Below are 15315 nucleotides of genomic sequence, written 5' to 3'. Positions count from 1 at the left end.
TTTCATATAATAATAGGTAATTATGGAATTTAATAGATAATGATTATGTAGGATTCGTTTAAGTTGATAATCATTCTCTCTCAAACGACAAATTTCCCAGGAAATAGACAAAAATTACGAGTTGTCGCTAGGTTCGCCAATAAAATCATCTAAGCGATTCAATAACTGATCTAATTCCTGACTGCAGATCACTGTTTCTTTAGCGGTTAAACCATATGTTTTGCCAAGACATAACAATACTTCACGTTTTTCCTCAATTAATTGCAACAACATGTTCTATTCACAACTTTCATGAGAGATTTTGTCTTCACTTAATATGCAATAAATTTACAAAAAGAAAAAGGGTTTCGGCTAAAATAGTGATAATGTTACAAAAAACTACAATATTGAAGGGAAGGAATGTCGAATTAAGTTCGAGAGGGAAAGTAGTGTTTTAGTTGAAAAAGTAGAAGGTTACATTGAAATAAAAAAACGACCTAACAAGCAGCCGTTTTTATACTTTCTGTTCAAATTTAGAGTACTGGTTCAATAGTTGATCGAGCTGTTGGCTGATCGTGACCAATTTGGGGTGTGTTAATTCATAGTTTAGTTGGTTTGAAATTCGATATAATTCTTCTCTTAATAAACGGATTCGTTCTTGAATATTTTTTTCTATCATAAGTGGTTCTTCCTTTCCAGTTGTAAAGAAGAAGGAGTCTCTATTGCGATCGACAAGCATATCATTAAAGGTAGACCTAACTTCATAGAATTCTGTACTCTTTTCTCTAAACTTTTATCTTGTGTTGATTGTTTCTAAAAGCCGATATCAGACACTTCTATTCATATTATCGGTAAAAATTGGAATTGTTTTAGGTGTTAAATGTGTATCTTTGGTCAATTTCAACGGTTTCCTTTAAAATAGATATGATATACATGAATGAGTATAGATGTATTTTGCTATAATTGGTAATAAAAAGAAAGGGGGGAGACGGAATGAAACCAACTGAAGAGCATAAAGATAAGGGCGAAACTCATGTTCATTTTGAAACGCCTGAGCAAAAAGTTCAAAACACACATTCTGTTCAACTATGGCGAGAGTATTTTTCAGAACGGTTTGAAACTTTCGAGAGACGTAAACTGCAAACCGTCTCCTTTCGAGATCTCGTTGATGGAAAAGATACGAGTTATACGTTTGTTCATATCTATCGCGATTATTATCCTGCGCTCTTAAATGCAGGGCAGTTCTTTGACGAAGATATAGCATTATTATACAAATATCACGTACAGATCGAAACGCTGATTCGATTGTTTTCGTTTGAAGGTCAATATGGTGTAGCTACATATATGCAGTCCAATTTTGATGCGACTGTTGAGAAACTAAGTGATCAAATGTATATAACTTTAAAACAGATCGACAGCAAAAAGTTACTAAATGAGAATAAAAAGCTTTTGGAAGAGAGCTTAAGAAACTTTCAGAGTCTTTATGAGATTCCTCCTAAGTGGGGACATCTTCTCTTTTATCTATTTCAGATCAGCTGGTCGTTACTCTATGTTGAGCAGGCTTGGGTTACTAAATATGAAAAACAGCTTTTAGAAGAAAAAGAAAGTGGCAAAACATCTCAAATGCTTGAACTAGCTCTTGTTCATTTTGCTTTTGCTAGTGGAGATGAACAACTAGCTTTTAAACGGTTAACACAGTGTGAGAAAAAAGTGGATATGGTTCATTATCTTGTTTGGATGAAGTTATTAGTAGACAAACAAGAATGGGATCGACTCTTGTTGTGGCTGCTTGATCTAAAGCCATATTTCCTAGAAGGTGTTGGTACGTACTATTACCATTCTGAATCTCGTGAGTTTTTTCATGAATACTTAAGCTATTTTTGGAAGTACGCTCAACACACAGGTGACGAGGATCAGTATGAAGAGATGCTAATTGAATTCTTACCTATTACGTTCTATGAGTACGGGGAGTATTTGATGGTGATCGGTGAGCATGAAAGATGGGTAGAACTGCAAGTTATTATGGGTTACTCACCTGAATTGATTCAAAGAAAGGATTTAAAAGAGGTCGTGTCCTTTCAAAAAGAATCAGTTCTGCCGATCTATCACCAAGCGATTGATAGGCTGATTAATGAGAGGACTAGAAAATCTTATCAGTCCGCTATTAAACATTTAAAAACACTTCGATCCTTATATTTTGATCTTGGTGAAGAAGAACGTTTTTCACAGTATATCAATCGTATTGCTACTGTTTATGGACGGCTAAGAGCCTTTCAGGAAGAGCTAAGGAAAGGAAAGTTTATTTCATGATCGATACAAGCAATCTTTTGATACACGCGAAATGGCTTCATGGCAACATGGTTTTATGGGCCACTAAACATTCGAAAAGAGTGCATGTAAACGACTGGAAACCTCTTTTATTTACATGGCATAAGCCTTCATTTTATGGGACGATGCTAGAAGTTGATGATGACCAGAATGTTTATTTAGATGCGGGGGAAGCTTTTGATCTTTTTAATCGATATCCCGAATTCTTTCTAACGAAAAACAATTGGGAAGATGATTCTTGGACTTTTGTAAAAGAGGCTAACGATGTCTTCCGTTTGATGCAGAAAGAAAGGGTTACTCCTGACTATGAAGCATGGAAGACAGGATCATGGGCATGGAGAACGGATGGAGAGAGAATTGAATCCGCCTGGGTGAACGAAGCTCTCTCAACATTGCCACATGACGGCAACACATACATGCCTACAAATTTTAATAGAGAACGCATGAAGGGTATACCTCGACAGATCATATCTGCCTTGAATCATTTAAGTGAAGAGGAATGGCTGATTAAGATTGGCTGGAGAAAAGATCCAAAGCCCTTTGATATCATATTTGAACTGTCTGAACCTGCAAATGATGGTGAAGCTATTGAAGATGTATGGAAGCTAGATGTCATTCTTCAAGAAAAAGAAGATGGAATAGCTGTGCCGTATCTCGGAAAAAGCACACTTCTTCCAGAGGAATGGAAAGCTTTCAAAGAGATGTTAGAGTCTGACATAGATCTCGTGACAAAATTAATCTCTTGGTTAAAACCAAATGCGAGAAAAGAAATACGAGATGAAATAACAGAAAAAGAGGCTTGGGATTTTTTAACACTCAAAAGCGATCTGTTAAGACAGATTGGACTTACCGTTGTTCTTCCAGCATGGTGGCAAACCGTTCAAGAACTTCAACCAAAAGTAAAGGCAAAGATCAAAACAAAATCGCAGCAATCTGGTGGAGCACCTTCGTTCTTGGGATTAAATGCGATTATGCAGTTCGATTGGCGAATGTCAACGGGCGATGAAGAGCTTACGGAAGAAGAATTTCGTAAGCTGGTTGATGGAAGCAGGAGGCTCGTGCGAAGAAACGGCCAATGGTACAGAGTAGATCCTGAGTGGATGAAACAAGTGCGTCATCTTATAAAGAATGTGGATCGTACAGGAATTCAGTTGAAGGATGTACTAGAGCAACATCTTCTAAATATGGAGACCAACCCTGCTGAAGATGGTCTTCTAGGAATAGAGTCTGACGGACCGATGCTCGACATTGAGTGGGATGAACCGTTAAACGCATGGATGGATCAGCTGACGGAGATCAAAACACTGCCGATTGAGCCTAAAGCAGAAAACTTAATCGGAACATTAAGAGATTATCAGAAGACAGGAAGTTCTTGGATGTATTTTCTCCGGGAATTCGGCCTTGGTGGTTGTTTAGCTGATGATATGGGTTTAGGTAAAACAGTACAGACCATTGACTACTTCTTAAAGGTGAAAGAAAAAGAAAAACATGAAGGTACATTTTTACTTGTATGCCCTACCTCTGTAATCGGCAACTGGCAAAAAGAGCTTCAAAACTTTTCACCCACTTTATCCGTAGGTCTTCATTACGGGGGGAACCGTAAGAAGGGGGATCATTTTGCTGAGTGGCATAAAAAATTTGATGTTGTTATTACTTCTTACACGACTTGCCAGCTTGATTTTAGTGAGATGGGTGAAACATATTGGGAAGCAATCGTGCTTGATGAGGCACAGAACATTAAGAACAGCTATACAAAACAGTCAAGAAGTATTCGCAGACTTAACGGACGCCACAAGATCGCGCTAACGGGAACACCTGTAGAAAACAGACTTCTTGAACTGTGGGCTATTTTCGATTTTTTGAACCCAGGATATTTAGGGAGCGAACCATCGTTTCAGAAAAAGTTTGTAGTGCCAGTGGAGAAAGATAATGATACGTTGCGTTTACAGCAATTAAAACAGCTTGTTCAACCATTCCTGCTGCGTCGTACGAAAATGGATCCTGCTGTTCAGCTCAACCTGCCTGAGAAACAAGAGATCAAAGAATATTGTCCGTTATCAAAAGAACAAGCTTCTCTATACGAAAGACTTGTTCAAGATACATTTGAGCAGTTGGAAAAGGTAACAGGGATGCAAAGGCGTGGACTATTACTCGCGATGTTAGGAAAACTGAAACAGATTTGCGATCACCCAGCTCTCTATACAAAGAATGACAAGCTAGGCAAGCTTGAAGATCAATCTGTAAAATTTGCTAAGACGATTGAATTGATCGATGCTATTCTTGAAAAGGATGAGAAGTGTCTGATCTTTACTCAATTTATTTTTATGGGTGAACTGATAAAGAAGTATGTGGAGAAAAAATTTGGACGAACAGTACTCTTTCTGCATGGCAGTCTAAGCAAGCAAAAACGCGACCAAATGATAGAAAGCTTTCAAGATGGAGAGCATCCTATTTTTATCTTATCTCTAAAAGCTGGTGGAACAGGACTCAACTTGACCGAGGCAAATCACGTTATTCATTATGATAGATGGTGGAATCCAGCTGTTGAGAATCAAGCAACAGATCGGGCTCATCGCATCGGACAGAAAAAATTCGTGACGGTGCATAAGATGATTACGCTTGGCACATTAGAAGAGAAGATTGACATGATGCTTGAGAGTAAGAAAGAACTCTCAGAAAAAGTGATTCAGAGTGAGAATTGGATTACAGAATTATCAACTGACGAATTAAAAGATCTATTTACGCTGAGAAAAGAGTGGGTAGAATCGTAAGTAGAGCACAGCCGAATAGCTGTGCTTTTTTTAGTGGGCTGTACATGATGATTGAATTGTTCAATGTTACGAAACCGCTTATGAGCAAGTTGTTTTTTGTTGTTTTCGATTTCTATTGGATAGCAGCGTCTTTTTCACGCATTTTTTGATAAACTTATATTATTATCCAAAAATTAGGGGGATAACGATGCGAATAGAGTCGTTACTAGCTTGGGGCATCTCAGTCATTTTTCTTGTATTATTGATACTCATTTATACGAAGAAAGCAGACCGCGAAGAATCAAAGATCGGGTGGAAACTGATTGGCTACTTTTTATTAGGTACGTTTACGTTTCGTATTGAATCTTGGGTACTACCAGTGGGACTTGCGATCTTCCTGCTCTTTTTCCTTCCTAAGATCATCTTAAATAAAGATGCTAAAAAGTGGGCTGCTTCTCTAGGAGTGTTATCTTTTGCATCAAGCTTAATTATGAACTACTCAGTAGCTGCTTATTATGAAGAAGTGTTCCGAGTTAATGCTCTAACAAATGCATACGAAATGAAATTAAATAAAGAGTATGAGAAGGTAAAGAAAGCGCTGCATGCAGAAGGAGAGCTTGCTATCAATAACCTGTCGCTCATTTTTAATAAGAAAGGAAAGATTCAGCAGTTTAACTATGAAGCTTCTTATTATAGAGACGGGCGAGATATGAATGCATGGGTCACTTTACACGATGGCAAATATCAAATTAGTACTCAAATTCAGGATGCAGAACTCCAGATGGTAAATCGTCAAAACTATATCTCTTCACCTCACATTTATTTTAAAGCGCTCGATCTGCATGGATTAAAACATATGGTTCCAAAAGGTGATTCCTATTATTTGAGCTTCACAAACTTTGAACAAGTACAGTTTGATAGTGTGGACAGCTCTTTGTGGAACATAGAGAATTCAGGTATTAAAAAAATTACTGATCTAGTTGTACGTGAGGACGATTCTGAAATGGAAGACGATATGGATATACCTACCTACCAAATTAGCATTCATACGATGAATACTTATGAGACAAACCAAGAACGTTACTTCATCATTTCCCCCGAACTTTTTAACTAAATAGAGGAGGTCGTATACGTGTATTTACCGTCATTTTCACTTAAAGGCAAAACAGCACTCGTAACTGGTGCTGGAAGAGGAATCGGACAAGCGATAGCGATTGGATATGCAGAAGCCGGAGCGGATGTCGTGATTGTATCCAGAACCCAATCTGATCTGGAAAAGACAGCACAGTTGATTGAACGTGCTGGAACGAAAGCGTATCTTTTTGAAGCAGATGTTACGAATAAGGAACAAGTTATTGGAATTTTTGAAACGCTAGACGAAGAGGGGGTAAGCGTAAATATTCTTGTGAACAATGCCGGAATGAATATCCGCTCAAAAGCTTTAGATGTCACTGATGAAGAATGGGATATCATCATGCATACGAACCTTCGATCAGCTTTTTGGTTCTCGCAGCAAGCTGGGGAACGGATGAAACAAGCCGGCGGCGGGGGTAAGGTTATTACTATTTCTTCTGTTGCAGGACATGTCGCTCTTCGTACAGGTGTAGTCTATGCCTCTACAAAAGCTGCGATCATACAGATGACAAAGAACTTAGCTCTTGAGTGGGGACAGTACGGAATTAATGTGAACAGCATCGGTCCTTGGTATTTTAAGACACCATTAACAGAGAAACTGCTAGCCGACGAAAAATATTTACAAGACATACTCGCTGTTACTCCACAAAAGAGAGTAGGAGAACTACCGGACCTTGTGGGACCAGCGGTATTTTTAGCTAGTGAAGCAGCTGATTACGTGAACGGCCAAACACTATTTGTTGATGGTGGTATGACCATTCAAGGGTTCTAATTCGAAAACGAATTATTAAACTATATAAATATTTTTCGGAATTTTGTATCTTTCTGTATGAAACCTATCTTTTTCGTTAATAATGTTGCTACACAAGCAGTTCATTTAATGTTTGAAAGGAGCAATTCATAATGAAAAAGATGGATTTAGTAGATGCAGTTCGAAATGCAACGAGTATGAACAAAAAGGAATCAGCGCTTGCCGTTGATGCAGTGCTAGATGCGATTACAGATGCTTTGAAAAACGGAGAAAGCGTACAGCTTATTGGTTTCGGAACATTTGAAACAAGAAACCGTAACGCAAGAAAAGGTCGCAATCCTCTTACTGGTGAAGAGATCATGATTCAAGCAAGCAATGTGCCAGCTTTCAAGCCCGGTAAATCGCTAAAAGAAGCGGTAAAAGCCGTTTAATCGTCAGCATATACAAGAGACGCTTTCCACAAGGGAAGCGTCTTTTTGTCATATTTCGGCGAAAAATAAACGAATTTGACGTGCGAAACTCCAAAAAAAATAAAGGAAAATAGACCCTTTTATTTAATTTATAGACGTTAAGAAAGTTTTAGTAAAAAAGGGTGGATATGATGAAAGTATTGAGCCAGGACGAATTACCTGCAGTTGCCACTTTAAAAGAAATGATTGATGTCCTGCCTGAATTTGTTTGTTTAAGATATCCGGATGGAACTTGGGCAGAAGCGAACCGGTTTGCTCTTAATATTTATGGAATCAACCACGATGAATATAAAGGAAAAAATCTTGAGGAACTAGATACAAGACTGTCATATGAAGCAATTGAAAGATGTAGCCTTTCTGATAAAAGAGCTTGGGAAACTAGAAAGCCAATAAAAACAGCTGAAAAGATTCTCATGAAGAGCGGTCGTAAAGTAATGCTAGAGCTCATTAAGCAACCGACATTTACGAGTGATGGTAAACCCCAAGTGTTAGTCATTACAGGGCGTGATATAACTCCTCATAAGCAGAAGGAAGAAGAGTTGAGTGTGGCTCTAGATTTATTAGAATCAGTTTTAAAAGGAACGACAGATGCCATTCTCATCATCAATACGAGACAAGAAGTTATTAAGGTAAATGATGCATTCATTCAGATGTTTGGTTGGGCCGAAGAAGATTTCTCAGAGGATAATGACGACTATCCTGTTATTACACCTGAACATCTACAAGGTGAATCAAAGGAGATCATTGATCTCTTAAAACAGGGACAATCGGTTCCGCTTCATGAAACACAGCGTATACACAAAGACGGAACCGTTTTTGATGTATCTGCATCTTTTTCAAATATATGTGACATGGACGGAAAAATTATGGGGTTCGTAATCGTATATCGTGATATTACTTCACAGAAAAAAGTAGAGCGTGCTCTACGGGAAAGTGAGGCGAAATATCGTTTGATCGCAGAACATTCTACAGATCTGATTACTGTGATTGATCCATCCGGTATTATTCAATATGTATCTCCTTCACATTTACCTGTTCTTGGCTATGAAGATGGTGAGATTAAAGGGGCTATCCTTGAAATGGTTCATCCAGAAGATATACAGAGCCTCTCTGATCAATTCATGAGAGCTCTTGTAAAAAAAGAACCGTTTCAAACAGAGTTCAGGTTGCTTCATAAGAATGGTGATTGGATCTTATTAGAGGCACGTGGTGTACCGGTTATGACAAAAGACGGACATGTTGAGAGTCTAGTAACCTTTGCTAGAGACGTTACGAAAGCAAAACAGACAGAAGAACTTATGTTGAAATCGGAGAAGCTGTCTGTTTTGGGTGAGCTTGCTGCAGGAGTGGCGCATGAGATTCGGAACCCGCTAACTTCATTAAAAGGGTTTACGAAACTATTATCAGATGCAGACGATGTGATTCGGTTAGAATATCTTAGAATCATGGAGTCAGAGCTGAATCGAATCAACGATATTGTCGGGGAACTCATGCTTGTTGCTAAACCTCAGGCAGTGAGCTTTGAGCATACGAACATTCAAGAACTAATCTATAGTGTTGTAAGATTGTTAGAAACGCAAGCGATCATGAAAAACATACAAATCTGGGTAAATATCTCGGATAACATTCCACTTGTATATGGTGTGGAAAATCAACTTAAACAGCTTTTCATCAATCTATTAAAGAATGCGATTGAAAGTATGGATAAAGACGGAGAGATTCATATTAAGATCGGAATTCGCAACGATTCTGTTCTTCTCGAGCTAAAAGATCAAGGTTGTGGAATTCCAGTGGAACGTTTGAAAACCCTTGGAGAACCGTTTTATACAACAAAGGAAAAGGGTACGGGGTTAGGCTTGATGGTTTGCTTTAAGATTATTGAAGAGCACGGTGGAGCGATACAATTTTCTTCCGTTGAAAACGAGGGAACGAAGGTGGAGATCGAACTTCCGACTGCACCGTCTTCATCAAAATAAGGTTTAATGTGTGTGAAATCCGACCACACTGTTTCTAAGGGAGTGTGGGAAAGATGAATAAATATCGTATCTTTTTTGTGTATCGCGTGAAAGATTTAAATTATATTCATGTGCATGGGATGAACATGGAAAATAAGAAGTTGTTCACGGTTCTGATCTCATCTCCAGACGATGAGATGAACCTTGTCAATCATCACAATGAGCTTCCAAATGAATTGCTGTCATTATTGGAGGCGGAGAGTACCCGGATTAATTCTGGGCTCTATGATCTAGCTCATTGGGAACCATATACGTATAGCTAATGCTCCTTTCAATTTTGTTGAAAGGAGTTTTTTTGTGTAAAATGTTCCTAAAAGGATAAAAGGAGAATTTCTTATTATGACGCAAGACGAAATTGTGGACTTGTTAACAGGCAAAATCAAGCTTGTACGGACGGAACTTGGATATACACAAGACAAGATGGCCGATATATTAGGGATTTCAAAGAAAACGTTAGTGCAGATCGAAAAAGAAAGAATCAAAGCGAGCTGGACTGTAATCGTTGCTATGTGTGCACTTTTTCGTAATTCTGACATTCTTAACAATGCCCTTGGTGGAAATCCGCTTGATGTTATGGAACTAGTCGTTCATGAGTATGTAGCGATACCGAAAGAAAAAACCTGGGGTGGACATGTGTGGTGGAAAGAAATAGAGTCACATAAAGGCTACCGGCTTCAGCAGAATGTAATCAGTCAGCATTTCCGAATTCTTGATCAAAATGATTATCGCGTTTTTAGTTCGTTTGAAGAAGATGAAGCACGAAAGAGATTGCGAGAGATATAGTGAAATAACTGTTTCATAAAATATTTAATGTGCTGTTACATGAAATTTACGTTGTGCTGTTACTTTCAAGATGCAAGTTATTTTGAAGGGAGAGTACCACATGAATTGGAGAATGAAGCTTACAGCACTTGTGATTTCAGGTGCTTTAACGATACCTGCTGGACAAGCACATGCCTTCTTGTCTGGTATAGACAAACAAGATGGTGGGATTGGAAACACTGAAAACTATCTCGATAAAGTACCTAATTTAGCTCTAGATCCAAAAGTAGATAATATTATTTATCCACTTATGTCAACTCCGGCAATAAAAAAGAATGGATCTGATTTGACGATTAAGGTAGATACAAAAGATAAAGAACCTGCAGGATGGGAAGTTTCTTTAAATCCAACTGAAACAGCCAATATAGATGGAACATTTACTCTTCCTGTGAAAAATGTGCAAAAAGGATCTTCTTATTGGAAGGATAGCTCTTCTATTTATGAAGTTACGGTGCAAATTCCAGAAGAGGTTCCAGAAGAGTTATTTGATCTTCAAGTATCTTATACCGGGAATGGAACGCGTATTACAGATGATGAACCAAACTCGGTTAAGGTAGTTAAAGAGTTCAAGAAAGAATTTAAATTTATGCATCTAACAGATATTCATGTTGGCTCTCCACGCAATATTGCAGACCCAGCTAATATTACTGAAGCAGGATTGTGGCACCCAGATCGAACGAAACGTTGGTTATATCTCCAAAAAACGATTAAACAAGTTAATTTGTTAAAACCAGATTTTGTAGTGATGACTGGTGATTTAATGTATGGTCAGATGAATCCGAAAGAGTATATCTATGAATATGAAGAAACATACCGCATGCTGAAGCAGTTTGATGTTCCTGTGTATATCGTCCCAGGGAACCATGATTATTATGCACAAGATGCTACACTAACCGATGGTGCTAAGTATTGGGAACAATATTTCGGTCCCCAATATTTCTCATTTGATTATGGACCATATGCTCACATGATCGGATACAACTCTTTTGATTGGCACAAGTTTGATAGACAAGGCCACGGATCCGTATCTGTTCCTACTTGGGGTGGACAGATACGTGATGAGCAGATGGAGTGGATAAAAAAGGATCTAGCAGATAACAAATCCAGTGCACAACCTGAACAAGTGAGGGGATTATTTTCTCACCATAATCCGTTATGGCGTGATCGTGACATTTGGCCGTCAACAGATCCGCATGTAAACGAGTATTGGAAAGAATACGATGCTAAACATGATCCGCAGCATTTAACAACGCTTATAAAAGGTGAGGCGCTCGGTATTAAATACGATCAGCAATGGCACGGTGAAGGATCTCATGAGCTGATTGATGTAATGAAGCAGAATAACGTTAATATATCTCTGCATGGACATACGCATATCGATAATATTACAGAGCAAGATGGCATTTTGTATTCTACAACTGCATCTATTGAATTATCAGCTAAACCATGGGTAGGCTATCGTTTATTTGAGAAGAATGCAACTGATAATAAGTTCAGGTCATATGTATACGAAGGGCCAGATAGATCCATGCCAGTATATCAAAATGGAAATACGTCAGCTGGTGTTGTTTCATTTGAAAATAAGTTTGAGCTGCCAAACGATGGATCTCAAGTTACCCAAACAGCTACAGTTACAAACCGCTTAAATAAATCTCTGACAGTAAATATTCCATTCTATATGAAACAAGGCAGCTATACACCTTCTACCGGTAAAGTAGTTGAAACACAATTATATGGCACGAAACAGTTTGTAGAGGTACAAGTAACCATTCCACCAAATACGATAGAGAACGTGGAATTAAAAAGATAAGTGAGAAGAACGCCTGAGCATAAAATTGCTCAGGTGTTTTTTATTGTTGGTACACAAACTCGAGAAACTCTAAAAAGAATTAGTAGATTTATTATCATTTTTGAGACTAAAACATTTGAATTTCGTAACCGATAAAAGAGTGAGAACTCATGACTATTGTTTAATGAAGAAATACCTAGAAAAGGAGCAAGTGAGATGTCGCTTAGCATTCAAACGTTGAAAATTGTTGTAATTACAGCGGGTGTTGAACAATATGGGCTGCCGATCGAACATGTGGCTTCGATTGAGCGCGTTCTAGAGATCACACCCATGCCAGAGACGCCTTCAGACGTATTAGGAATCATTCATCTAAGAGGGAACGTTATTCCAATCATTGATTTTGGACAGCTGATCGGCAAAGGAAAGACTGAAATTACAGATCAGACTAGAATTGTTATTTTACAGAATGAAGAAAGCTTCTTAGGACTTCTAACTGAGGCCGCTACTGATGTAATTGATATTGAAACGGATTCCGTACAATCACCAGGAAGTTTTCGTTCCAAAGAGGACTCGTTAATAAAAGGTGTCTCTAAGCAGGATGATCATTTAATCATTGTGCTAAGTTGTCCGGTTATTTTTAGAAACAGAAATGTATAAGAGGTGACGTATGAAACTAACGTTGAGAAAAAAGCTAGTAGGATCTTTTTTAACGATTGCCGTTCTTTTTGCCGCAACTTGCGGTGTTTTCTTTTACTTTCTAAAAGATATGCAACATACATACAGTGAACTATTAGACAGAAGAACGGTAATCTATAACAATGCTAAAGAGATTGAGCTTCAAGCGACCGTGCAAAACAATAGTGTCCGCGAGTACTTGCTTGAGCAGTCGACCGAAAGCAAACAAAAGTTGACCGACGCAAATCAAAGGATTAATGCACTCGTGAATGAAACGATGAAACTGGTTCAAGTTAAGGCGGATAAAGACAGACTTGAGAAGATTTATTATTTGAACAATGATTACAAAACTGAATCAGACCGGGTACTGCAAAATTCAATGAGTAACATGGAAGCTGCAAATGAATATGCGAAAAGCACTCTTTTTCCACTAGGAAGAGATATGAGAGCTGTTACAGAAGAGATGGGGAAAAGACAAGCAAACTTAATGGCTGAAGGCAGGGTAGTCGTTGCTGACGAAGAGAAGTTCGTTGTCTCTTTAATCACAATTTTAGGAATCGTTATTGTTGTGGCTGCACTTGCAATCGGTTACACGATCTCGCTCATGATCTCTAGACCGGTAGTGAGAATGTCCAACATGCTTAATGACATCGCAGACGGTGATCTGACGATGGATCCGATCTCTGTAAAAAATAAAGATGAAATTGGTATGCTCGCAGATGGTATCAACCATATGGGCACAAACCTTGCAACTTTAATCAGGCAAGTAAGAGCCACAGCAGAACAGGTGGCAGCATCTTCTGAAGAATTAACGGCTTCAGCTGAGCAAACGAGTATGGCAACAGAACAGATCGCGACAACGATAGGTGAAGTGGCAGGCGGATCTCAAGAACAAGTACGAACGGTTGATAATATTGTTGAAGCCATGAACCAGCTTTCTGCGGGCATTCAACAGATCGCAGTTAGTATGCAGAACATGTCCGAAGCATCAGCTCGTTCTATGCAAGTAGCAGAGGGCGGCAATGATACGATTCAAAAAACGATCGGCCAGATGGATGCGATTCATACTTCTATGGATAACACTTCTCAGGTTGTGAAGGATCTTGGTGAGCAGTCTCAAGAAATTACAAATATTGTTGATGTGATCACGGATATTGCAGGTCAGACAAACTTGCTAGCACTGAATGCAGCAATCGAGGCAGCACGTGCAGGTGAACAAGGGAGAGGTTTTGCTGTAGTTGCTGATGAAGTACGAAAGTTAGCAGAGCAATCTTCAGCATCTGCATCTCAGATCGGTCAACTGATCACTAGCATTCAGGAACTAACTGAAAAAGCCGTTGCCGCTATGAAGAACGGTGCGATAGATGTGAATGACGGTAGAGAACTCGTCTATCAATCGGGAGAAGCTTTTAAAAGTTTGTATGAAACAGTGGCTGAGGTTTCTGGCCAAGTGAGCGATATCTCAGCCGCTACAGAGCAGATGACAGCAAGTACTGAACATGTCGTTGGTTCGATCGATGTGATCTCGTCGATGGCAGAAACAGCAGCTTCGTCCACGCAAGAAGTTTCTGCTTCTGCAGAAGAACAGCTAGCTAGCATGGAGGAGATCTCATCTTCATCAATAGCACTATCACAGCTAGCAGAAGAGATGAATGAAGCGATTAATAAATTTAAAGTGTAGAAATGGAAAAGAAGTTTAGTGGGAGCCGCCCAGCTTGAATGGGTGGCTTTTTTCTGCTTAAAAATGTTTTTCTTTGAAAAATTATGCTGTTTTTATATGTAAAGAGCATTGTTTTAAAAGCTGAGGCGTGCTTATCGGTGGTGAGAGAGTAGGTTTAGGTGAAAAGCAGTGCTCTCCAGGTGGTCATTGATCGGTTACAGGTGATAAATAATGGTTTGCAGGTGGTCCGAGAGAATTTAGCGGCGAACGCGTAACAGAAAATAAAATCCCGTACCGTAAAACATGTAATAATCTCATCACCTAAAATAACACAACAAAAAAGCAGCTCTTCAAAAAGAGATGCTTAAATAAACGAAATAATCTATTCTTCTTTATAAAACCGATCGCCGGTTTCCGGATTATAATAGACGCGTTCTCTTTTTCCAGAAGTAGGATCGATAGAGATTTCATCTGTCCAAATATAGCCTGAGGGTACTTTTGTTTCACTCTTTTTATAACGCTTATCAAAATAAAGCCAAGAGATGATGCCTAAGACAATTAAGAAAAAGATAGACAGAACCTGCCAACCGATAAAGATGTTTATAATGTTCATTGTTTTTCAATGACGACAACAGTGCCATAAGCAACAATCTCGCTCATGTTATTGCCCATCTCTCCAGAATCAAAGCGCATCATGATGATCGCGTTGCCACCCATCTCAGTGGCATTCTTTACCATGCGATCAACTGCTTGTTTACGGGCATCTTCAAGCATGCTCGTATACTCTTTTATCTCACCGCCCATAATTCCTCGCAGTCCTGCCATGATGTCGCCGCCGATTCCGCGAGCACGCACAACAACTCCGAAAGCAGAACCTTTTACTTCCTTCACTTCATAACCTTTTATGTTCTCTGTTGTAACGACGATCATGATATAACGCCC

General features: G+C 38.9%; 15 protein-coding genes. 11 read left to right on the top strand and 4 right to left on the bottom strand.

Going from position 1 to position 15315, the window contains the following annotated elements:
- Window positions 1-114 precede the first annotated feature (114 nt).
- Together IHV11_RS16745 and IHV11_RS16740 are read right to left on the bottom strand one after the other, a co-directional pair.
- On the bottom strand, window positions 115-273 hold the full coding sequence (locus IHV11_RS16745) for an aspartyl-phosphate phosphatase Spo0E family protein (RefSeq protein ID WP_197190749.1): 159 nt from the start codon (window positions 271-273) through the stop codon (window positions 115-117).
- A gap of 220 nt (window positions 274-493) precedes the next feature.
- Complete coding sequence (locus tag IHV11_RS16740) at window positions 494-658, bottom strand: aspartyl-phosphate phosphatase Spo0E family protein (RefSeq protein ID WP_197126974.1); 165 nt, start codon at window positions 656-658, stop codon at window positions 494-496.
- A gap of 314 nt (window positions 659-972) precedes the next feature.
- On the opposite strand from IHV11_RS16740, the gene IHV11_RS16735 reads away from it, so the two are divergent.
- From IHV11_RS16735 to IHV11_RS16685, 11 genes are all read left to right on the top strand, one after another.
- Window positions 973-2289: a hypothetical protein gene (locus tag IHV11_RS16735; protein WP_197195603.1), complete on the top strand. Its 1317-nt coding sequence runs from the start codon at window positions 973-975 to the stop codon at window positions 2287-2289.
- Entirely contained in the window at window positions 2286-5078 is a 2793-nt protein-coding gene (locus tag IHV11_RS16730) for a DEAD/DEAH box helicase (RefSeq protein WP_197195602.1), read from the top strand. Before IHV11_RS16735 ends, IHV11_RS16730 begins: the two co-directional genes overlap by 4 nt.
- A gap of 187 nt (window positions 5079-5265) precedes the next feature.
- Entirely contained in the window at window positions 5266-6171 is a 906-nt protein-coding gene (locus tag IHV11_RS16725; protein ID WP_197195601.1) for a hypothetical protein, read from the top strand.
- Between the two features lie 18 nt (window positions 6172-6189).
- A complete protein-coding gene (locus IHV11_RS16720; protein ID WP_197195600.1) occupies window positions 6190-6963 on the top strand; it encodes an SDR family NAD(P)-dependent oxidoreductase in 774 nt (257 codons plus the stop codon).
- A 131-nt stretch (window positions 6964-7094) separates the two neighbouring features.
- The gene (locus IHV11_RS16715) at window positions 7095-7373 is read left to right on the top strand and encodes an HU family DNA-binding protein (protein WP_066236049.1); all 279 of its coding nucleotides are present in this window, start codon (window positions 7095-7097) and stop codon (window positions 7371-7373) included.
- Between the two features lie 167 nt (window positions 7374-7540).
- Entirely contained in the window at window positions 7541-9388 is a 1848-nt protein-coding gene (locus IHV11_RS16710) for a PAS domain-containing sensor histidine kinase (RefSeq protein WP_197195599.1), read from the top strand.
- A 53-nt stretch (window positions 9389-9441) separates the two neighbouring features.
- The gene (locus IHV11_RS16705; RefSeq protein ID WP_197195598.1) at window positions 9442-9690 is read left to right on the top strand and encodes a hypothetical protein; all 249 of its coding nucleotides are present in this window, start codon (window positions 9442-9444) and stop codon (window positions 9688-9690) included.
- 76 nt (window positions 9691-9766) lie between these two features.
- Window positions 9767-10210, top strand: coding sequence for a helix-turn-helix transcriptional regulator (locus tag IHV11_RS16700; RefSeq protein WP_197195597.1), 444 nt, complete (start codon window positions 9767-9769; stop codon window positions 10208-10210).
- 100 nt (window positions 10211-10310) lie between these two features.
- Complete coding sequence (locus IHV11_RS16695; protein ID WP_197195596.1) at window positions 10311-12059, top strand: metallophosphoesterase family protein; 1749 nt, start codon at window positions 10311-10313, stop codon at window positions 12057-12059.
- A 195-nt stretch (window positions 12060-12254) separates the two neighbouring features.
- On the top strand, window positions 12255-12695 hold the full coding sequence (locus tag IHV11_RS16690) for a chemotaxis protein CheW (protein ID WP_197195595.1): 441 nt from the start codon (window positions 12255-12257) through the stop codon (window positions 12693-12695).
- Between the two features lie 10 nt (window positions 12696-12705).
- Entirely contained in the window at window positions 12706-14394 is a 1689-nt protein-coding gene (locus tag IHV11_RS16685) for a methyl-accepting chemotaxis protein (protein WP_197195594.1), read from the top strand.
- A 361-nt stretch (window positions 14395-14755) separates the two neighbouring features.
- Here the strand turns inward: IHV11_RS16685 and IHV11_RS16680 are convergent, their stop codons facing one another.
- A complete protein-coding gene (locus IHV11_RS16680; RefSeq protein ID WP_197195593.1) occupies window positions 14756-14986 on the bottom strand; it encodes a hypothetical protein in 231 nt (76 codons plus the stop codon).
- Complete coding sequence (locus tag IHV11_RS16675; protein ID WP_137790415.1) at window positions 14983-15303, bottom strand: YbjQ family protein; 321 nt, start codon at window positions 15301-15303, stop codon at window positions 14983-14985. The genes IHV11_RS16680 and IHV11_RS16675 overlap by 4 nt, the downstream gene beginning before the upstream one ends.
- Window positions 15304-15315: the final 12 nt, after the last annotated feature.

The organism is Fictibacillus sp. 26RED30 (genome assembly GCF_015903845.1).
Classification (GTDB): domain Bacteria; phylum Bacillota; class Bacilli; order Bacillales; family Fictibacillaceae; genus Fictibacillus; species Fictibacillus phosphorivorans.
This window is presented reverse-complemented; position numbering and strand designations above follow the sequence as displayed.